We start from the raw sequence: 17,789 nt of genomic DNA, 5'->3' as shown, positions 1-17,789 counted from the left end.
AATACTCAGGGTTTATAGAATGGGTTTACAAGGGAAGTCAGAAGGCGCTGTGAAGTTTTTATTAGTTACAGCGGCTTTATTTGTTGTTTTAGCCGGTATAAAAACCGCGGCAACATTATTAGTACCATTTTTATTGTCGGCATTTATCGCCATTATCTGTAACCCTTTGGTGGTTAAAGCGGCACGTTACAAAATACCTAAACCAATTGCTGTCATTTTCATTATTGGTATTTTTGTTTCTATCGCACTGTCATTAGCAGGTTTAATCGGTAATTCATTAAATGAACTGTCTCAGCAGTTACCTGTATATCGCGCACAACTTCAAGAACAGTTCGTTTGGTTAACTCAACAACTTGATATTTATAATATTAAAATTTCATCAAAATTGTTGATTGAATATTTTGACCCTGCTGCCGCTATGGGACTAGCTACTGATATGCTTAGTGGCTTAGGTGGCGTTATGGCGAACTTATTCTTGATTATTATCACGGTAATTTTCATGCTATTTGAAGCCTCATCAGTACCGCATAAATTGCATTTGGCACTTGATGATCCTACTGCTCGTATGAAACAAATTGATCAATTTTTAGAATCGGTAAATAACTATTTAGCCATTAAAACTTTAGTCAGTATTGCGACCGGTGTTTGTGTTTCGTTAATGTTATGGGCGATTGGTTTAGACTTTTTCTTATTGTGGGGCGTGTTAGCCTTTTTACTTAACTACATTCCTAATATAGGTTCAATTATTGCTGCTGTTCCAGCTATGTCTTTAGCGGTATTGCAGCTTGGGCCAGCGGCTGCGGGTTTTATCGGATTAGGTTATTTGACCATTAATACCGTGATGGGCAACGTTGTTGAACCTCGTTACTTAGGTAAAGGCTTAGGTTTATCAACGTTAGTAGTTTTCCTCTCCTTAATTTTCTGGGGTTGGTTACTCGGTACGGTAGGCATGTTGTTATCTGTGCCATTAACTATGGTGATTAAAATCGCGCTAGAAAATTCCGCAGAGGGACGTTGGTTTGCGGTGTTATTGTCAAGCGAAGAGCAATAGCCTTGATTTATCTATAGCAGTAATCGAATGGTAATTTAACGACCTTTTGATTACTGCATCCGTTTCGTTTGCGTATTATTTATTCCACATTTTACACTTTCTAACATTAAGCACCTGTTAACTCACAGTTTCGTTACTGAACTGAACACTTGTTCTAACTTATTATTAGGGTATTGAGTTCAAGGTTAGAATGCCTTCAAGGATGCTTATGTTAACGTTAAAAAATACCAATAACACTATGATCGCGCCGGTGATCAAGTTTTTAGTTACTCCATTATTCATGGTTTTATTCTTAGCCGCGTTTAGCGCTAATGCCTACCAAAGCTCTAGATTCGGTTTTTTTGTAAAAAATGAAGTTAATGGTGATGACTATATTTCTGGTATCGGTAGTGAAATCTGGCTAACCAATAGAGATTCAAATTTTGGTGTGTCGGTGCTAACTTCAATCGGCAAGGCTGAAGTTACCGATCAAGATAATGTTCAGCATGATTATTTGGCGTGGGAAGCCGGACTAAAGTTGGGTTATTTTTCTGACATTTTTGCCTATGCTGAAGTTGGCTTTGATCTTGGTGAACTTGCTTTTCAAGACAGAGATGAAGATCATCATTATCGCGTTTATTTCAGTGATGATGACAGCGACTTTATTGTTGCGAATAGACGCCATACTGATGATTCAAATAACGTTGATGGCTATATTGGGGTTGGTGCAGGCTTCAAATTCGAGCACTTGCAAATTGAAGCCTTTACTCGTTTAAGACAAATCGATGGCGAGTATTGGAAAGCTGATAATCAAGCTTATACTGGTGCTAAGCTATCAGTGGTATTTTAAAAATACTGCTATTGGAAAGGGGGAGATGCCCCTTTGCTGGTATCGAATATAGCTTAGCTGAGTTTGTTGCCGACCTTAAAATAACCAGTTGATAAAAACTGCACCGCTTCTTTGCGCTTTTTGGCAATTAAAATTGGGCCATCATCCATAAATAGAAAATTTTTCCAACAACGTTTAAATACCGCCCAAGTGGTTTCAATAACATTGCTTCGGCTACTGCAGTAATAAACTACAGTATTATTGTCCCAATTTAGGTGTTGTAGTATTGGCTCTGGTAATTGTTCATCATCGCCGTCCCATATGGTTTCCCATTTGCCGTTATCTAGCCATGAGCTGCCATTTTCCGCCCAGTCACCTTTTTTAAAGAAATCAGGGTGATCCACTTGTTTACTGATATTGCTATCCCATAACACTTTCGCACGATTGGCGGTCATAGGTTTGATCTTCGCTTTATCATTATCAGAAATCGGTAAGCTTTTGTGCTTGAATATCCAAGCGTTTTTTAATTCGTCAACAGTGGTGTAATTCATAGTGATAATATTGCTGGCTTTAGTACGTCGATTAACAAGAGTTTATAGTATCTCATTATTTGGTGTTATTTTGCAGAGGGTAAAGATAAAAAGCCTGGCAAACAGCTATCTTTTTGAAGTTGCTATTACCAGTAGGTTATTTTAGATTTGAATTAGCGAGCAAGGCTACTAGTGGTAAATGCAACAAAGTCTGCGGGGCTGATACTATTAGCTGGCTGTTAATATAAGGCATTGTGCATATTGAGTAATTTTTGCTGTGAGATTTATGGCAAAATTTTTTATATTATTTACTGCGGTAATTTTCTTTCTCTATGGAGGGACTTTCATCTTCTTTCCACATCAAGCATGGTTATATGTCGTGCAAAGCGGTGTTGATACTAATTCGGCAAGTATCGACTTAAGAGCTACTTATGGTGGTTTGAATATCGGCCTAGGCATAGTTTTATTTGTTTTAGCGCGTCAAAACAGTACCTTGAAAATTGGCTTGTTGACGGTATTTTTATTAATGCTAAGTATGGCCTTTGGACGTATGGTAGGAATAGCTGTTGACGGAGAGCCAAACCAAGCTATGTACATTTATTTGGCATTAGAATTATTGGCTGGTGTGGTTTCTTTGTTGTTGCTTAAACGTGTTAGCTTCACTCTTTCGCGACAATAATTAACTTGAACTTGGGATAATGACAATGAAAAACATAATTATTTCAAAGTATTACCAATACTCAATCTAGTGTAGTGATATTTATGTCCAGTTCAAGGCGTTTAGGTGTGCTCAATAACGAATTATTGGCAACTTAAACAACACAAAAATAGCCTTTAATAACGCGGCTATAGCGTTTTGCTTATCCCGAGCTCAGGTTCATTACTTGTTCATAAGTTTTTTTATATGTGCTTGTAGTTTGGGCACCACATCTTGTTCAAACCAGGTGTTTTTCTTTAACCAAATATTATTCCTAGGGCTAGGGTGAGGAATAGGTATTATTGCCGGAGCGGAGTTTTCATAGTAAAAGCGCCAATTTTTGACGGTATCAGTTAAGGTTTTTTCTTGCTTATTTGGTAGGTGCCAATTTTGAGCATAAATACCTATAGTGATAATAAGTTCGACATTTGGCAGCTGTTTAAGTAATTTTTTCCGCCATTGTTCCGCACATTCAGGTCGTGGCGGCAAATCACCAGACTTTCCTTTGCCCGGGTAACAAAATGCCATCGGCAATATGGCAAAAAACTTATCATCGTAAAAGGTTTTATTGTTTACTCCTAGCCAATCGCGCAGTCTTTCTCCACTTTTGTCATAAAAAGGTAGACCTGATTGATGTACTTTTAATCCAGGTGCTTGTCCAGCAATGATAATTTTAGCTGACGGTGATATTTGCAATACTGGATTGACGCCATGAGATAAAAACTCTTGGCAAAGTGTGCATTGCTTCACATCGCTTAATAGCTGAATAAATACATCAGACATTCTTATCTCTTATCATTTTTAAATAAATGAAACTTGTCGAATAATAACGTAAAAAAAACGCTGTTATCAAACCATGATAACAGCGTTTTAAGGTTTTACCTTAAGTCGTTACTAACGCTTAACAGCAACTTTAGTTTTAACACTTACTTTTGCTTCAATACGTCTGTTTTCTGCATGCGCAGCGGCATTGTTGTTAGTGTTTAATAATTCTTCTTCACCCATGCCCTGTGCTGTTAATCGTGAAGAATCAATACCAAATTTTTCAGTTAAAACAGCAACAATAGCATCAGCGCGCTGTTGTGAAAGCTTTTTGTTAAATGCAGCTGGGCCTTGACTAGAAGTGTGACCCGTTATCGCCAAAGAGGTATGAGGATATTTAGTTAAAAAGTCAGCAGCAACTTTAATATTGTCTAAATATTCAGGTTTTACCACCGCTTTAGAGTTATCAAAGTTGACATGTAAGCTTAATTCGTCATTTTCTTCGGTGAAGATAGTACAGCCATTACTATCAACTTTATCAGTGCTAGGTGTCGCTTTACATTGGTCTTTACTATCAATAATACCATCATTGTCGCTATCTACTGGTTTAGCGATAACAGGAGCAACAGCCGCTGGTTTTACCGGCGCTTCAACTTTCTTAGGTGCAGAGCGTACAACTTTTTTTGCGCTATCACCGAAGAAGTAAATAAAACCTATTTGTGCGCTTAAATCAGTATATTTATTATCGAACTGGTAATGACCATTACCTTCAAAATAAACCGCGCTGCGTTCACTTAGATAATGACGATAGCCGGCACCAACATTTGCCGATAAGTCCGAATCGATGACATCAATTACGCTTGCACCACCCATAACATAAAAATTTTGCTTAGTTGGGAAATATAAATAATTAGCTGCAATGTTTTTACCAGATGGAGTGTTGGGAACCCAGTCTGTTAACGTTAAGTTAAGGCGAGTGTATGAAAGTCTTAGTTCAGAAAACTCAGATAAACGGTGACCAAATTCAGCACCAATACCATTGCCATGCTCGACATAATCAACATCGTTTGTTGCTAACCTATCATCGTCAGTATTCATTCGCATTCCATGAATACCAATATAATTCTTTCCTACTAGGTCTTCTGCTTTAGGTTGTTCTTGTGCATTAACCCCGAATGCACAGATTAAACTTGAAATTAATACCGCTGATAATTTTTGTTGGCGCACAATAAAATTCCTTTTGACACAAAATGTTAATAAAATGTTTTTATTGTAATTATTTTATTGCAAAATCTTTGCCTTTGCAGCATTTATCTGAAAAATAGTGCTATAAATTAGAAAATTACAAAAATAATGTCGAATTATCTTGTGTGAATTGTTAAAACATCGCTTTGTTATTCAATTTTGACTCAGCAAAATGTGCTGGTGCTGGCATTTATTAATAACAGGTATAGCTTATTGGCAAATAAAATAGCGCATTAAATTTTTCGCTAATTTGTTTTGATTATCGACTTCTCTACGTATAATCGTCACATGAAAACCCCGATATACGGTGAAAGTAACTAGGTAGTATTATGAAAAATGAATCAACTTATTCGATAGGAACGCAAGGTAAAAAATGGGCCGATGCAGAAAAAGCGCAATGGCTTAATATTCAAACGGTCAAACGTAGTTATCTAGATGAAGTGGTCACAAAAATAGACGGACTTAGGCAAGACTTTATTGTTGAACAATACGGCTTGTTAGACTATCCAAATAAAAGTTATCCGCTATATGCGATAAAATCAATCAACTGGCTAGCTGATAAACCTGTTGTTTTAGTGACTGGTGGCGTTCATGGTTATGAAACCAGTGGCGTGCAAGGAGCTATTCGCTTTTTGCAGTCAACGGCACAGCAGTTTTACGGGGAGTTTAATTTTGTCGTACTACCTTGTATTAGTCCTTGGGGATACGAAACCATAAATCGCTGGAACCCAATGGCGATAGATCCTAACCGATCGTTTTACGCAAATAGTCTCGCTGCTGAATCTGCGGCGGCGATGGAGTACGTCTCAGCACTTGATGTCGACTTTATCGCGCATATCGACTTGCATGAAACAACCGATACCGATAATAGTGAATTTAGGCCTGCACTTGCGGCGAGAGATGCAATAGAGCAGAAAAATTGGAATATACCGGACGGTTTTTATTTAGTCGGCGATACGACAAAGCCACAAGCAGAATTTCAAAAAGCAATTATTGACTCAGTAGCAAAAGTTACCCATATCGCCCCTGCGGATAATGATGGCAAATTAATAGGTGTGCCATTAGAGCAGTTTGGTGTTATTAACTATGCCGCGAGAGAGCTGGGATTATGTATGGGCTTAACGGATGCTCCTTACGTTACAACCACGGAAGTGTATCCCGATAGCCCACTGGTTGATGATGAAAACTGTATTATTGCTCAAGTGGCGGTAATTACTGGCGCGCTAAATTATTTGCTGGCGAAATAATTTCGAGGGTTTTCTCTTAGCCTAACAAGAGCATAAATAAAGCGTATTTAATTAAAAGCCCTGTGTAGCTAAGCTAAGCAGGGCTTTTTAATACCGGTTGTCTTGTCTTAAATTTATACTATGTAAATATTAGAGTTTACGTGTTGAGCTATTGCAGCTGTTATCCAAAAGTCCTTCATTGAGGTGACTAATGGTAATATGATGATGTTTGATATTGGCAATTGCTGGGGCAATTAGCTTAGAAAACTTATCGGCAATATCGCCTATACGTTTGCCTTGTGCGCTAAGGGCGTCAAAATCAGCCTGATGTACAGCCATTAACTTATCGAGTTTTTTAACAACCTGCTTTTGTTTAGCAAGTGCAACTTTATTAATGCGAAATGATTGCTCCGAGTCGATAAAAGCTTGCTGGCTTAGTTGTTCTATTTGTGAAGTGTACTCTTCAAGTTGAGCTTCAATGGCCGGAATAGGGCTTTCTAGTTCGGCCATTTTATCTTCTTCATTCCTTAATGCTAAGTAAGCTTGTGTTTGCTGCGGTGTTAGCGGAATTTCAGTAATAACTTGACAGTTTTCGATGACTTTAATTGAATAAGTTTCGGTTTTTATACTTTTGTTTGCTAATGCTGAATTGCCAAATAGTGCAATTGATAGCGATAACATTGATAGTGTCGCGATGGATAGCGCTTTAGATGTGAACATGTGATGACCTTTAATGAGTAAGCTTATTAGTAAGGTCGTTGCTGCCAATAAAAAGTTTAGTTTTGTGTAATTTAAATACCGGCGATGTTTTTCAATCTATGTGCTAGCGCATTACCCTGTACCATTAAGCAGATATTTCCTTGCATAATCAGCTATACATGTTATTTTTCTTGCAAAAATAAATTTAGGATAATTTCTCATGCCAAAAGCGAGTGATATTAAAAAGAATGCCGCGATAGAATATAACGGTAAAGTAATGATAGTAAGAGACATTGAACGTTCTGTGCCACAAGGTCGAGCAGGTGGTAGCTTATATAGAATGCGCATGTATGATGTGGTTACCGGTGGCAAAGTTGATGAAACATTTAAAGCCGAAGAAATGTTAAATTTTGCTGATCTAACGCGTCGACCGGCAATGTTTTCATATGTTGATGGTGATGAGTACGTTTTTATGGACAATGAAGATTATACGCCATATAACTTAAATACATCTTCAATTGAAGAAGAAGTATTATTTATCAATGAAGATACTCAAGGCTTGCAAGTGATTATTGTTGATGGTGTCCCCGTCGGTATAGATTTACCATCAAGTGTTGAATTAGTCATTACTGAAACCGACCCATCAATTAAAGGTGGTTCTGCGACAGCACGAACAAAACCAGCAATTTTATCAACCGGGTTAACGGTACAAGTGCCAGAGCATATTTCTACCGGTGATAAAATTAAAGTAAATACTGAAGAGCGCAAATTTATGGGCCGCGCTGACAAGTAATATTTTAACTTTTACTAAAGTAACAAAAAGCCAGCGACATTACTCGCTGGCTTTTTTATTTGAAATGTTGAAACCATTTTTTAAATAAAAAACCTTGCACATAATCGACATTAAGCTTACGCGCAAAAATGATATCACTGTCTGTTTCCACCCCTTCAAGAATGACCTTTTTTCCTGAGCTATGGGCAAATCCGATAAGTGCCTTAACTAATAACATAAACTCTATGCTGTGCTTTTGTTCAACAACATGTTTGTCGAGCTTAATATAATCGACCAATTGAATAACCGAGGTTGAAATCATGGAAAGGGGGTTACAAACATCATCAATAGCGGTATTAATATGATTTTTTGCTAATACATCTATCATTGCCAAACTTTTAATTGCGTCATTTATTTCGGAATTTTCAATTAGTTCGACGACAATATTGGCATTACGATAATCCTTAAAGAGTTTTAAAAATGGATTATTTTCATTGTCTTCATTATTTTCATTCGCTGAAAAATACGAGTCCTGATCCAAATTAACAAATATGTTGCTATTGCACGGAGCGTTGTCTAGCTGTAGAAGCTTTTGCTGATACTCCACTTGAAACAAGCTTAATGGACTTTGATGTAAAGCCGCGTAAACAATATCGGGTGCAATACGGTTGCCGTTTTTATCTGAAAATCTCGCCAAGCATTCATAGGCCATAATTTCTTTAGACTTTAAATCTACAATTGGTTGGTATTCTACGCCATAACGCTGTGATTCAATTATTTCAATTAAATTCAATGGGGTGATTTGTCTATTAGTCATCTAATCTCACAAATAAAATTATTATTTGTGTACTTCCTTATATGCTCTAGAAAACTTATTCTAAATAAGAATTATTATCATGTAAATAAGTATGAATTTGTATAAACAAAATAAAACCTTATTTGTCGAGAATATCATCAAATAAGTAATATATTGTTTAACAGGGCTTTTTTAAAACTAGTAAAGCGTTGCTATTCAAAATAGAACCTCCGTACTTGCTAACAGATATGCTAGTCGTAGCAGTGAATGCTGATACAATTCCAAAGCGTTATACTTTATATTTTTATCGCTTTTTTTGAGTGTCTAAATCCACAGAGGCGCTGCTAATAAAACGTTACCAACGACTTAATGCGGATTAGTCTAGAAAAAACAAAAATGAAAAAATATGGCTAAACTGTCCATTTTTCAATTGCTTGTATGTATATTTTATACAGAAGTCGCATTTACTCTTTGAATACAGTTAGAGGTGAACCATCGTTAATGTACAGGTGAAAATAACCAAAGAGATACTTTTTAAATCACTTCATTATGATAGTTTTTGAGTGATAATAATTTGGAGCGTTAATGTGTGAAGCAGAGCTAATTAAAGTAATTCATTAACGATCAGCTTTAATAGAAACGTCTCTCTTTCAATTGATAAGCCTTTTTTGCTACTGTTGCGAATAACCGCTTCATTATGGGCAATTGCTTGATGAATATTTTTCCATACGGGCGTCATGCCATTTTGTATTTCATGTGACTCTAACATAGGGGTTAGCAGTTCAGCGTCAATATCACAGGTATAACAATAAGAAAGCATATGAATAACGTCGAAGTCGTTTTTATACCAATTACGGTACTCTTCATAACAACCAAACTCTTTAATATTACTAACATTATGCGCGCCAGTTTCTTCACGCAATTCACGAATTAGGCCCGTTATATTGTCTTCACCTTCATCAATACCGCCACCCGGTAAGCTATAGTCATGATAACGTTCTGTAAAAAGTACAAGGATCTCTTCACCTTTTATCACAATGGCGCGTGTGGCTTTTCGAGTAAATTTGTTGTCAATATTTGGATGTAGGTCAGGTACTTTTGTTGATTTTAATAAACGCATAAATGGCTTTGATAAATAGTTATTGGGCATTTATGGGGCTGGTGGCTGATAAATTCAATGGCATGGAGAATTTAGTGTTTTGACTTACTTGCCGAAAGTTTTCATGTGATGGGGTTTTATCTATGCACTCTTTATTTTATCTTTTGTTTTACCTTTCGTTTAAGTGATTTTGTTATGGTTTATCTTTCGATTTGAAATTTATGTTAAAAAAATAGGGTAAAATGAAAGTTGTTGTGTAATAATACAGTTGTTGTAACGTGAACGAATTAGGAGAGCATTATGTCTCACGAAGATACTGTAAATGCAATTGAGCCTAGCGAGAATGCTACGGAGTTATCAAAAACGATTGAACAGCAATTAGTTGATGCCAATGATGAAATTGCAGATTTGAAAATGCAAATTGCTTGGTTAGAGCGCTCTTACGAATAAAGCTGAAATTATTATTTAAAAAGGCCACTATGAATATTCATAGTGGCCTTTTTTCTGCGCTTCATTTTGTCGGGCACTAGACTAAGCTAGCTAACATTTCTTCTGAATAAGGCGTTACTTGCTCGCCGTTACGAATTTTTTTAACATAATCTGGGTTGGCGATAAAAGGGCGGCCGATTGCGATCAAGTTAAATTGTTCATTTTCAATCGCTTTGCTGGCGGTTTCTGCAGTATAACTGCCAACACCAACTAAGGTATTACGGTAATTGGCTCTGACATAACTTGATGCGGTACCACCTAAATAATCAAATTCCATAGCATCATCAAAGATACCAATATGTAAAAATGCTAATTGGCGTTTGTCTAGCTCCGGCAATAAATAGTCAAATACTGCTCGGTCGTTAGCATCCGTTGCCATATTAAAGTAAGCACCTGGCGTTACTCGCAGTGCGGTTCTGTCTTTACCGATACGCTCGATAACGGCATCAACAACCGCTAGTGGAAAACGCGCCATATTCTCGGGTGTTTCGCCATACTCATCTTGTCGTTTATTACTGTCAAAATGAAGAAATTGATCGATTAAATAGCCATTAGCACCATGGATTTCAACACCATCAAAGCCCGCTTCAATGGCATTCTCAGCAGCTTGTGCATAGTCATTAATTAAGCCTTCGATATCGGTTTGAGTTACCGCTTTAGGTACTTGATAAGTTAATTCGCGCATTCTAGGAACGCTGCCTTCAACTGCTACGGCAGATGGCGCTAGCACATCACCTTGCTCAAAAAAGTGTGGATGAGCAACACGGCCAGTATGCCAAAGTTGTGCAAATATTTTACCACCGTTGCCATGAACTCTTTCTGTAACCGTTTTCCAGCCAGCAATTTGCGCTTGCGTAAATAAGCCTGGTGTATTTGGATAACCTTGGCCATCGGGTCGAATAATCACGGCTTCAGATATTATTAAGCCTGCATCAGCTCTTCGGCCATAATACTCCGCCATGGCTTGTGTTGGTACTAAGTTATCGTCTGCCATGCAACGAGTTAAGGGCGCCATCAATATCCGATTGTTTAATGTAATTGTGTCGTTTAATGCATAGGGTTGGAATAAATTTTCTGTCATGACAATATCTCTTTCTTGAATGTGCATTCAAGATACTATTATTTGAATGAACGTTCAAGTATTATTTTGAACAAGCATTCAAATAAGGTACACTAAGGCTATCCATTAGAAATTAAAATTGAAATTGATGAGAAATGCTGAATTCGACAAAGAGTTTGTTTTAAGGGCGGCGATGATCGCTTTTATGGACAAAGGCTACGCAAAAACCAGTATGCAAGACCTGAAACAGGCTACTGGCTTACATCCTGGCTCTATTTATTGTGCATTTGAAAATAAACGTGGTTTATTATTAGCGGCATTAGGTCAGTATCGAGCGGATAGGGCCAAAGAGTTCCAGCACTTTTTTTCTGCTACAGGCTCAAAGTTAGTGCAGCTACAAGCCTATTTAGATCATATTGTTCAAGAGTGTATCAGTTGCGAAGCGGCACAAGCTTGTTTATTAACCAAAGCGTTAAATGAGTTGGCTGAGCAAGATGATGAAGTTCAAGCAATATTGATTGAAAATCTGGCAGACTGGCAAGCGTCTATTGAATCCATATTTGCAGTTGCAATTGAAAATAAAGAACTAATTAGTAAGCGCTCTGCTAAACAATTGTCTCGCTTTTTTATTATGGGGATTTATGGTTTAAGAACTTATGCCCAAACCCATCCTGAATCAGAAGTTATGCATGAATTAGCGGCGCAATTGTTTGCCGATCTGTCTCGATAATTTTAATAAATAAATGATTGACCGTGTTGACTAACTTACCTAATGTAACAGCTAGATAACTTGTGATTTTATTTATCTAAGGTTGAAAAAACCTTAAGCTAAAAGGAATAGCTTTGTCATTAGAAATTACGGCACTTAGCCATCAAATAATTGATGGTAACCATACGCGAAGTTTACTGTTCGAACTTTCCTTATCGATTAAGCAAGGTGATTGCATTGCGCTAATGGGCGATAGTGGTAGCGGTAAAACAACACTTTTAAATCTGATCGCTGGTTTAGAGCCAATTCAAACAGGCGACATTAAGGTTTCAGGCTTTTCCTTAGCAGACGCTTCAGATAGTCAACTAAGCCAATTACGCAAAGAATACCTTGGTATTATCTTTCAGCAATTTAATTTGCTAAGTGGTTTGTCGGTAAAAGACAACATTGAATTTAGTGCTAAGCTAGCGGGGCGATTTCAACCAAATTATGGTCACCAATTGGCGAAAGAGCTCGGTATTGAGTCATTAATGGCTAAGTTCCCTGCAACACTTTCAGGTGGTGAAATGCAAAGGGTGGCCATTGCCAGAGCGCTCAATGCTCAACCTGATTTATTATTGGCTGACGAGCCTACGGGCAATTTAGATAGCACCAATAGTGAACATGTTGTTGAGCAATTGGTAAAGCTAGCTAAATCAAATAACACCGCCTTGCTCATGGTGACGCATAGTCGCGAAGTGGCGCGCCGAATGGACAAAGTTTATCGCTTAGCAAATGGCCGATTAACCTTGTTTACGGGTTAATTGTATGAGCCGTCTAGTAACAGCTCAGGCCGTTTCCGGTAATGGATATCACTATTCAGAAATTTTTCTGGTCGCGAAAACTTATATTGCTGAATATACTCGAAAACCTTTGTTAAACATTGGTTTTGTTTTTAGCTTAGCGATAGCCACCAGTACTTTACTGAGTATTTTAATTTTAAACGATGCTAGCAAACAACAATATCAAACCGCCAATACGCGTTTAAAGTCACCTATTGCTTTTAATATCGTACCTAGCACAGGTAAAACCATATCAGTTGCTGATTTTGCTGAACTACGAGCATTAGGTTTTTCTCAAATCAATGCGGCGCATGTTTTTCGACAATCATTAGCTAATGGTAAGAAAGTATCTTTTAGAGCGCTCGATATTTTACCTTTTGTACTGACCACGCCCGAAAGCTTCACCAGCGAGGCAATTAATATCAGTCAAGACTATGCAAATAAACTTGGCATTGTCGCTTTGCTAAATCAAAAAGCTCAGCTGTTGTTCGCTGATCAGCAAAGTATCGCAGTAAACATTAATCAGGTGAATGATTGGGGGCAGGTCGCACTAATCGATATCAGCTTAGCTTGGCAGTTATTTCCTGATATTAAAGGCTTTAGTCACTTGATGGTTGGGCAAATGTCGAACAGTGAAATTGCACGACTTGAAGCGGCTTTACCTAAACACCTTGCAATTCAAGAAGCTTGGTCGATTCAAGAGCGTGAAGGCTTTGCTGATGCTTTGCATCTTAATTTATCGGCATTGGCCATTTTAGGTTTTATCGTTAGCTTGTTTATTGCCTTTCAAGCAGCAAACCAGGCATGGGCGAAACGCGGTGAATTAGCTGCGCAGCTAAGGTTGCTCGGCATAGAGCTTAGCACCATTCAAAAAGTCATGCTGTGTGAGTCGTTAGTTTTAACGCTACTGGCGAGTGTACTTGGCGTCTTCATTGCCGCTGTTTTAGTGTCGTTCTTGCTGCCAATGTTGGGGTTGACCTTAGAGCAACTTTATCGTTTGCAAGTCAGTGGTCATTTTCAGTGGCGCGGCGAATATAGTTTATGGGCATTTTTAATTTCCTTTGTTGCTGTTATTACGGCGCTAATAAAGCAGTTTCAGCGTATAAGCTCATCCAAAGTCGCTTTTACTGCTCGAACTCAAAACCGACCGTTTAGCTTTAAAACTACGGGTTTTATTGCCTTGGCATTACTGCTTGTTCATTTTTTCTGGCCAGACGACTCATGGACACAGCTGATGCTTAAGTACGGCGTGTTACTTATTGCTAGTGTGGTCATTTTACCAAATGTGCTGCGATATTTACTGTCTGGCATGGCATTTTTTTCTCGTTCATTTCGACTAAAATTTATTTTTCAGGATGCCTGTCAACAAGTGGGTCGGCGCTTTTTGCCTATTGCAGCTTTTTATTTAGCACTTACCGCTAGTATTGCGGCGGCGTTAATGGTGAATAGCTTTCAAAACTCATTTGAGTCTTATTTAAATCAATTACTCAGCGCTGATTTGTTTGTTCGTTTTAATGACCAACAAAAAATTAAAGTAGCGCAATGGCTTGATAATCAGTTTGATGTTGAAGAATATGTTTTATTTGAAAGTACCATTGCGAAATACCACGATGGCTCTCAACTAGACCCTCAACCAAGCGCTCAACAAGGCTCTAAGCAAGATACGGTTGAGGTATACCGACTGGCTTCAAATAAACAGCAGCAAAGCTTGATACTTAAATCGGGGGCATTTGTTCCTTTTTTCGAGAACAAAAGTACAGGTGAAAGTGCGGCGAATAAGAGAAAAACAGATACGGGTAACGCAATAAAGCACTGTTATATTAATGAACAATTGGCCTACAAACGCGCAATTGCATTACAGCAAATTATTGATATTACACAAGGACAACAAGGGTTGACTTGCCAAGTGCAGGGTATTTTTTATGATTATGGTAATCAAGGCTTTGCCATCAAAATTCCTGCAAGTAAACGTATTGTGGCACTTTCTGGTTGGCAAGAAACCGGTTTTGGTGTGTTTATCGATAAAGACTCACAAGCTAACGCTTCAGAAGTTAAAAAGGCAAAATTGGTCGAAGAACTTGGGCTAGATGAAAGTCAAATTTATCAGCCAGAAGAAATTAAAGCGTTGGCACTAGCTATTTTTAAACAAACATTTTTACTGACCCAAGCAATCGCTTTCGTATTGCTTTCTATTGCTTGTTTTGGACTGTTTTTATCAGCGAATGGTTTAGAGCTAGCAAGAAAGTCAGATTTACATATTCTCAGTAGTTTAGGTTATAGCCGAATTGGGCTGTTCGGTCATATGCTATCGCAGTGGTTTATTTTGGCTTTGGGCACTATTTTATTGAGTTGGCCTGTGGCGATTGTTTTAGCAAATGCTTTAGTGAGTTTAATTTTGCCAGCATCATTTGGTTGGTCAATGCCGTTGGTGTTAGATGTAACCTCGTTTGGTGTTAGCAGTTTAATTGGCTTAGTGATATTAATTCCCGCATTAGCTATCCCGCTTTATAAACTTAATATTAGAGCGAGTTTGTCATGAGTATTCAGCTAATAAAGTCTCGTCAACATCGCAATGCCGCAGGTAGCATAAATACCGCGCGGATGATCTGTTGGGTAATGTTTATATCATTATTTAGCACTGCTTGTAGCGATGAAAATGCCACGAAACGCTCACCATTAAAAGGCCTTGGTGATACGACAGGAATATTTGAAAAGCCCTCTAGAAATAATATTATTGAGTTTCCCGCTGCACATGCGCCGCAAAAAGCTTATCAGCAAGAATGGTGGTATCTAACGGCAAATTTAACCACAGAAAGTGGTGAGGCATTAGCAACACAATGGACCTTATTTCGTCGTGGCGTCGAGAGCAAACACTGGTACTTTGCCCATGCCGCATTGGCTGATACACAGCATCATCAGTCGGCATTTCGCAGCGCAAGAGAGGAACTAGGTAACCTTACGATTAATAGCAAAGTTACCGAAGCTAAACCTTTCAATGCCAAAATTGATGACTGGCAATGGCAATCATCAAAAGGGCTTATACCCGCGAATTTACATTACGGCAACTTTGTTAGCAAAGACGCTAGCGATAATGCCAGCTCAGATGCGACAAAAGAGGTGCGTAAAGGTAAAGAACTTTGGCAAGTGAATTTGAATCTGACGCTAGCTGAAAGTTCAACTGCTGAGCAAAAGCCAAATTACTTTTTACAGGGCGAAAATGGCTTTAGCCAAAAGCATCAAACCTTAGCGATTGCCAGTCACTATTATTCCCAACCCTTTATTAAGGTTAGTGGTGAAGTGTACTGGCAAAATAAATGGCAAAAAGTGACCGGGAATGCTTGGTTTGACCGCGAGTGGGGCTCACAAATGTTGGCAGAAGATCAACAAGGCTGGGATTGGTTTTCACTGCGCTTAAATGAAAATACCGCTTTGATGGTTTATCGTATTCGCTCTACCGAGGAAGATTACCTTTATGGCAGTTTAATGCAGCGAGACGGCACTATTCGCACTTTGTCATCAGAAGATATTGTTATTAAAAGTCGCTTTTCCAACCTGTCAGTCGCTAATGCTGAGTATCCAGACTCATTTGCAATTGAAATTGCGCAAGAAGAAATTGATATAACAGTGAAGGTGATTAATAAAAGTCAAATTATGCGCTTTGGCATTGAGTATTTTGAAGGCATGGTGTCGTTTAGCGGCAGTCATCAAGGTCAAGGTTTTTTAGAGATGACAGGTTATCAAGAATAAGAGTCTCAACTAAGGTTAATGAGTATTGAGACCCTATATTAGCTTTATGACTGCGAGTATTAAGCTAGCTTTTTATTACTGTTAATTAACGTGGCAAATATCAGTAAATTAGCAACAAACCACAGATCTTTAATCAAAAAGTGCCCACCGGTAGAAAGTAATGTTTCACTTGAAAGCGCTGCTGGCCAGCTTAAAAAGAAGGTTTGGGTTACAGCAAATACCGCACCCGACATCAATACCGCAGGTATCAACAGCTTTTGATTAAATATCGCTAATATCACCAGTGTTAGCGCTATTAGGTCGTAAACACCGATAAGGTTAGAAGTGGTTTGAAGATCCCAAACGTTATACATCCACGACATTAAAGGTGAGCTACTGACTAAAGCTTCAATACCTTTTGCTTCAAGTAAAGTGAATTTCATACCACCAATCCAAAGCAATACTAATACCACTGGAAAAGCATTTAGCCAAATCGCTTTACGGCTTTCTAAATAAGGTCTAGTAAGGAAAATACCTATCGACAGTAAGGCAAAATACTTGATCACGCCTTGACCAGAGCCAATAGTTGGAAATCCGCCCAGAGATTCTATCCACATGCTACTCCCCAAAAGTGGTAACAGCGCAACCGTACTTAATACAATGATAAACGCACCAAGTTTGGCTCTGAGTTCAATGCGTTTAATCGCTAACACTGATAAAGCGGCTGCGATAATAAAGGCCATACCAGCAATGCTGTTGAAGACCATATTAGGCAGTAATTCGCTAATACCAAAAAAGTCAGTGGTCATCGATATATGACTATGGTGCCCCATGAGTAAAATACTCGTGCCTAACAATCCCATAGAGATTGCAAGTAATATCAGTAGTGCGGTGTAGTGCAGATTTTTCATTTTTAATATCTTTTGTCAGTGGAAGTTTATCAATATTAGAATTAACGACAGCAAGCTAATGCGTATAGCATTTGGGTATACATCCTAATAACTTGTGCAAAAGACCTAATAGGCACTAAAAATATTTCAAAGGTGGGATGATATTGATAAATATTTATTTGATGTTCATTAAGCAACTATAGATAAATGACTTATGAATTCGTATGCAATTGGCATGGCAGTGATTATCTGTGTACTCTCAAAAGATTATTTTTGTTGTCGTTGTTGCCTGTACTGATATTTGAGCAATCAGGCGTTTACTTTGTAAGGTTTTTAAATGCGTCGTTACTTCCCAAAATTTAAATTGTCTAAGCCCACGAAATTAAATAACTTAAAAACGATCACTTGT

The 17,789-nt window shown here is 38.1% G+C and carries 18 protein-coding genes; 10 read left to right on the top strand and 8 right to left on the bottom strand.

All coding sequences use genetic code 11. The annotated features are described in order from the left end of the window. Window positions 1-19 precede the first annotated feature (19 nt). The gene (locus AC27JP_RS10710) at window positions 20-1,051 is read left to right on the top strand and encodes an AI-2E family transporter (protein ID WP_487114857.1); all 1,032 of its coding nucleotides are present in this window, start codon (window positions 20-22) and stop codon (window positions 1,049-1,051) included. A gap of 208 nt (window positions 1,052-1,259) precedes the next feature. Continuing rightward, the gene (locus AC27JP_RS10705; protein WP_487114856.1) at window positions 1,260-1,880 is read left to right on the top strand and encodes a hypothetical protein; all 621 of its coding nucleotides are present in this window, start codon (window positions 1,260-1,262) and stop codon (window positions 1,878-1,880) included. Between the two features lie 53 nt (window positions 1,881-1,933). Here AC27JP_RS10705 and AC27JP_RS10700 read toward each other — a convergent pair whose 3' ends face one another. Next, entirely contained in the window at window positions 1,934-2,410 is a 477-nt protein-coding gene (locus AC27JP_RS10700; protein ID WP_487114854.1) for a DUF2947 domain-containing protein, read from the bottom strand. Between the two features lie 265 nt (window positions 2,411-2,675). Here AC27JP_RS10700 and AC27JP_RS10695 point away from each other — a divergent pair, with 265 nt between their 5' ends. After that, a complete protein-coding gene (locus AC27JP_RS10695; protein ID WP_487114852.1) occupies window positions 2,676-3,068 on the top strand; it encodes a DUF4345 domain-containing protein in 393 nt (130 codons plus the stop codon). 201 nt (window positions 3,069-3,269) lie between these two features. Here the strand turns inward: AC27JP_RS10695 and AC27JP_RS10690 are convergent, their stop codons facing one another. After that, entirely contained in the window at window positions 3,270-3,869 is a 600-nt protein-coding gene (locus AC27JP_RS10690; protein ID WP_487114850.1) for a uracil-DNA glycosylase family protein, read from the bottom strand. A gap of 111 nt (window positions 3,870-3,980) precedes the next feature. Further along, a complete protein-coding gene (locus AC27JP_RS10685) occupies window positions 3,981-5,075 on the bottom strand; it encodes an OmpA family protein (protein ID WP_487114848.1) in 1,095 nt (364 codons plus the stop codon). A 347-nt stretch (window positions 5,076-5,422) separates the two neighbouring features. Here AC27JP_RS10685 and AC27JP_RS10680 point away from each other — a divergent pair, with 347 nt between their 5' ends. After that, window positions 5,423-6,340 (top strand): M14 family metallopeptidase, encoded by a 918-nt coding sequence (locus tag AC27JP_RS10680; protein WP_487114846.1) that lies wholly within the window; start codon window positions 5,423-5,425, stop codon window positions 6,338-6,340. 129 nt (window positions 6,341-6,469) lie between these two features. Here the strand turns inward: AC27JP_RS10680 and AC27JP_RS10675 are convergent, their stop codons facing one another. Beyond that, complete coding sequence (locus tag AC27JP_RS10675) at window positions 6,470-7,039, bottom strand: hypothetical protein (RefSeq protein WP_487114844.1); 570 nt, start codon at window positions 7,037-7,039, stop codon at window positions 6,470-6,472. 199 nt (window positions 7,040-7,238) lie between these two features. Here AC27JP_RS10675 and efpL point away from each other — a divergent pair, with 199 nt between their 5' ends. After that, complete coding sequence (gene efpL, locus AC27JP_RS10670) at window positions 7,239-7,811, top strand: elongation factor P-like protein EfpL (RefSeq protein ID WP_487114842.1); 573 nt, start codon at window positions 7,239-7,241, stop codon at window positions 7,809-7,811. Between the two features lie 55 nt (window positions 7,812-7,866). Here the strand turns inward: efpL and AC27JP_RS10665 are convergent, their stop codons facing one another. Both AC27JP_RS10665 and AC27JP_RS10660 read right to left on the bottom strand, forming a co-directional pair. Continuing rightward, the gene (locus tag AC27JP_RS10665) at window positions 7,867-8,607 is read right to left on the bottom strand and encodes an EAL domain-containing protein (RefSeq protein ID WP_487114840.1); all 741 of its coding nucleotides are present in this window, start codon (window positions 8,605-8,607) and stop codon (window positions 7,867-7,869) included. Between the two features lie 583 nt (window positions 8,608-9,190). Beyond that, on the bottom strand, window positions 9,191-9,706 hold the full coding sequence (locus tag AC27JP_RS10660) for an NUDIX hydrolase (protein WP_487114838.1): 516 nt from the start codon (window positions 9,704-9,706) through the stop codon (window positions 9,191-9,193). Between the two features lie 279 nt (window positions 9,707-9,985). Between AC27JP_RS10660 and AC27JP_RS10655 the strand changes: the two genes are divergently transcribed. Further along, window positions 9,986-10,135: a hypothetical protein gene (locus AC27JP_RS10655; protein WP_487114836.1), complete on the top strand. Its 150-nt coding sequence runs from the start codon at window positions 9,986-9,988 to the stop codon at window positions 10,133-10,135. Window positions 10,136-10,211: 76 nt separating this feature from the next. Here the strand turns inward: AC27JP_RS10655 and AC27JP_RS10650 are convergent, their stop codons facing one another. Continuing rightward, window positions 10,212-11,255 (bottom strand): alkene reductase, encoded by a 1,044-nt coding sequence (locus AC27JP_RS10650; RefSeq protein WP_487114834.1) that lies wholly within the window; start codon window positions 11,253-11,255, stop codon window positions 10,212-10,214. 127 nt (window positions 11,256-11,382) lie between these two features. Between AC27JP_RS10650 and AC27JP_RS10645 the strand changes: the two genes are divergently transcribed. The 4 genes from AC27JP_RS10645 (at window position 11,383) to AC27JP_RS10630 (ending at window position 16,511) form a co-directional block, all read left to right on the top strand. Next, complete coding sequence (locus AC27JP_RS10645; RefSeq protein ID WP_487115205.1) at window positions 11,383-11,964, top strand: TetR/AcrR family transcriptional regulator; 582 nt, start codon at window positions 11,383-11,385, stop codon at window positions 11,962-11,964. Between the two features lie 113 nt (window positions 11,965-12,077). Further along, window positions 12,078-12,746 (top strand): ABC transporter ATP-binding protein, encoded by a 669-nt coding sequence (locus tag AC27JP_RS10640; protein WP_487114832.1) that lies wholly within the window; start codon window positions 12,078-12,080, stop codon window positions 12,744-12,746. Between the two features lie 4 nt (window positions 12,747-12,750). Then, window positions 12,751-15,303, top strand: a complete 2,553-nt coding sequence (locus AC27JP_RS10635) for an FtsX-like permease family protein (RefSeq protein WP_487114830.1) — start codon at window positions 12,751-12,753, stop codon at window positions 15,301-15,303. Then, window positions 15,300-16,511 (top strand): lipocalin-like domain-containing protein, encoded by a 1,212-nt coding sequence (locus tag AC27JP_RS10630; protein WP_487114828.1) that lies wholly within the window; start codon window positions 15,300-15,302, stop codon window positions 16,509-16,511. Before AC27JP_RS10635 ends, AC27JP_RS10630 begins: the two co-directional genes overlap by 4 nt. Before the next feature lie 59 nt (window positions 16,512-16,570). On the opposite strand, the gene AC27JP_RS10625 is transcribed toward AC27JP_RS10630, so the two are convergent. Further along, entirely contained in the window at window positions 16,571-17,401 is an 831-nt protein-coding gene (locus AC27JP_RS10625) for a DUF417 family protein (protein WP_487114826.1), read from the bottom strand. Between the last annotated feature and the right edge of the window lie 388 nt (window positions 17,402-17,789).

The organism is Colwellia sp. SU-HH01172, assembly GCF_057553355.1.
Note: the sequence above shows the minus strand (reverse complement) of the source record. Positions and strands in the feature narration are given on the sequence as shown.

Bases quoted from the DNA above. Each gene is read 5' to 3' on its own strand.
- AC27JP_RS10625 (WP_487114826.1), bottom strand. From the start codon at position 17,401: ATGAAAAATCTGCACTACACCGCACTACTGATATTACTTGCAATCTCT.
- AC27JP_RS10665 (WP_487114840.1), bottom strand. From the start codon at position 8,607: ATGACTAATAGACAAATCACCCCATTGAATTTAATTGAAATAATTGAA.
- AC27JP_RS10660 (WP_487114838.1), bottom strand. From the start codon at position 9,706: ATGCGTTTATTAAAATCAACAAAAGTACCTGACCTACATCCAAATATT.
- AC27JP_RS10710 (WP_487114857.1), top strand. From the start codon at position 20: ATGGGTTTACAAGGGAAGTCAGAAGGCGCTGTGAAGTTTTTATTAGTT.
- AC27JP_RS10645 (WP_487115205.1), top strand. From the start codon at position 11,383: ATGAGAAATGCTGAATTCGACAAAGAGTTTGTTTTAAGGGCGGCGATG.
- AC27JP_RS10675 (WP_487114844.1), bottom strand. From the start codon at position 7,039: ATGTTCACATCTAAAGCGCTATCCATCGCGACACTATCAATGTTATCG.
- AC27JP_RS10700 (WP_487114854.1), bottom strand. From the start codon at position 2,410: ATGAATTACACCACTGTTGACGAATTAAAAAACGCTTGGATATTCAAG.
- AC27JP_RS10635 (WP_487114830.1), top strand. From the start codon at position 12,751: ATGAGCCGTCTAGTAACAGCTCAGGCCGTTTCCGGTAATGGATATCAC.
- AC27JP_RS10655 (WP_487114836.1), top strand. From the start codon at position 9,986: ATGTCTCACGAAGATACTGTAAATGCAATTGAGCCTAGCGAGAATGCT.
- AC27JP_RS10650 (WP_487114834.1), bottom strand. From the start codon at position 11,255: ATGACAGAAAATTTATTCCAACCCTATGCATTAAACGACACAATTACA.
- AC27JP_RS10690 (WP_487114850.1), bottom strand. From the start codon at position 3,869: ATGTCTGATGTATTTATTCAGCTATTAAGCGATGTGAAGCAATGCACA.
- efpL (WP_487114842.1), top strand. From the start codon at position 7,239: ATGCCAAAAGCGAGTGATATTAAAAAGAATGCCGCGATAGAATATAAC.
- AC27JP_RS10680 (WP_487114846.1), top strand. From the start codon at position 5,423: ATGAAAAATGAATCAACTTATTCGATAGGAACGCAAGGTAAAAAATGG.
- AC27JP_RS10630 (WP_487114828.1), top strand. From the start codon at position 15,300: ATGAGTATTCAGCTAATAAAGTCTCGTCAACATCGCAATGCCGCAGGT.
- AC27JP_RS10705 (WP_487114856.1), top strand. From the start codon at position 1,260: ATGTTAACGTTAAAAAATACCAATAACACTATGATCGCGCCGGTGATC.
- AC27JP_RS10695 (WP_487114852.1), top strand. From the start codon at position 2,676: ATGGCAAAATTTTTTATATTATTTACTGCGGTAATTTTCTTTCTCTAT.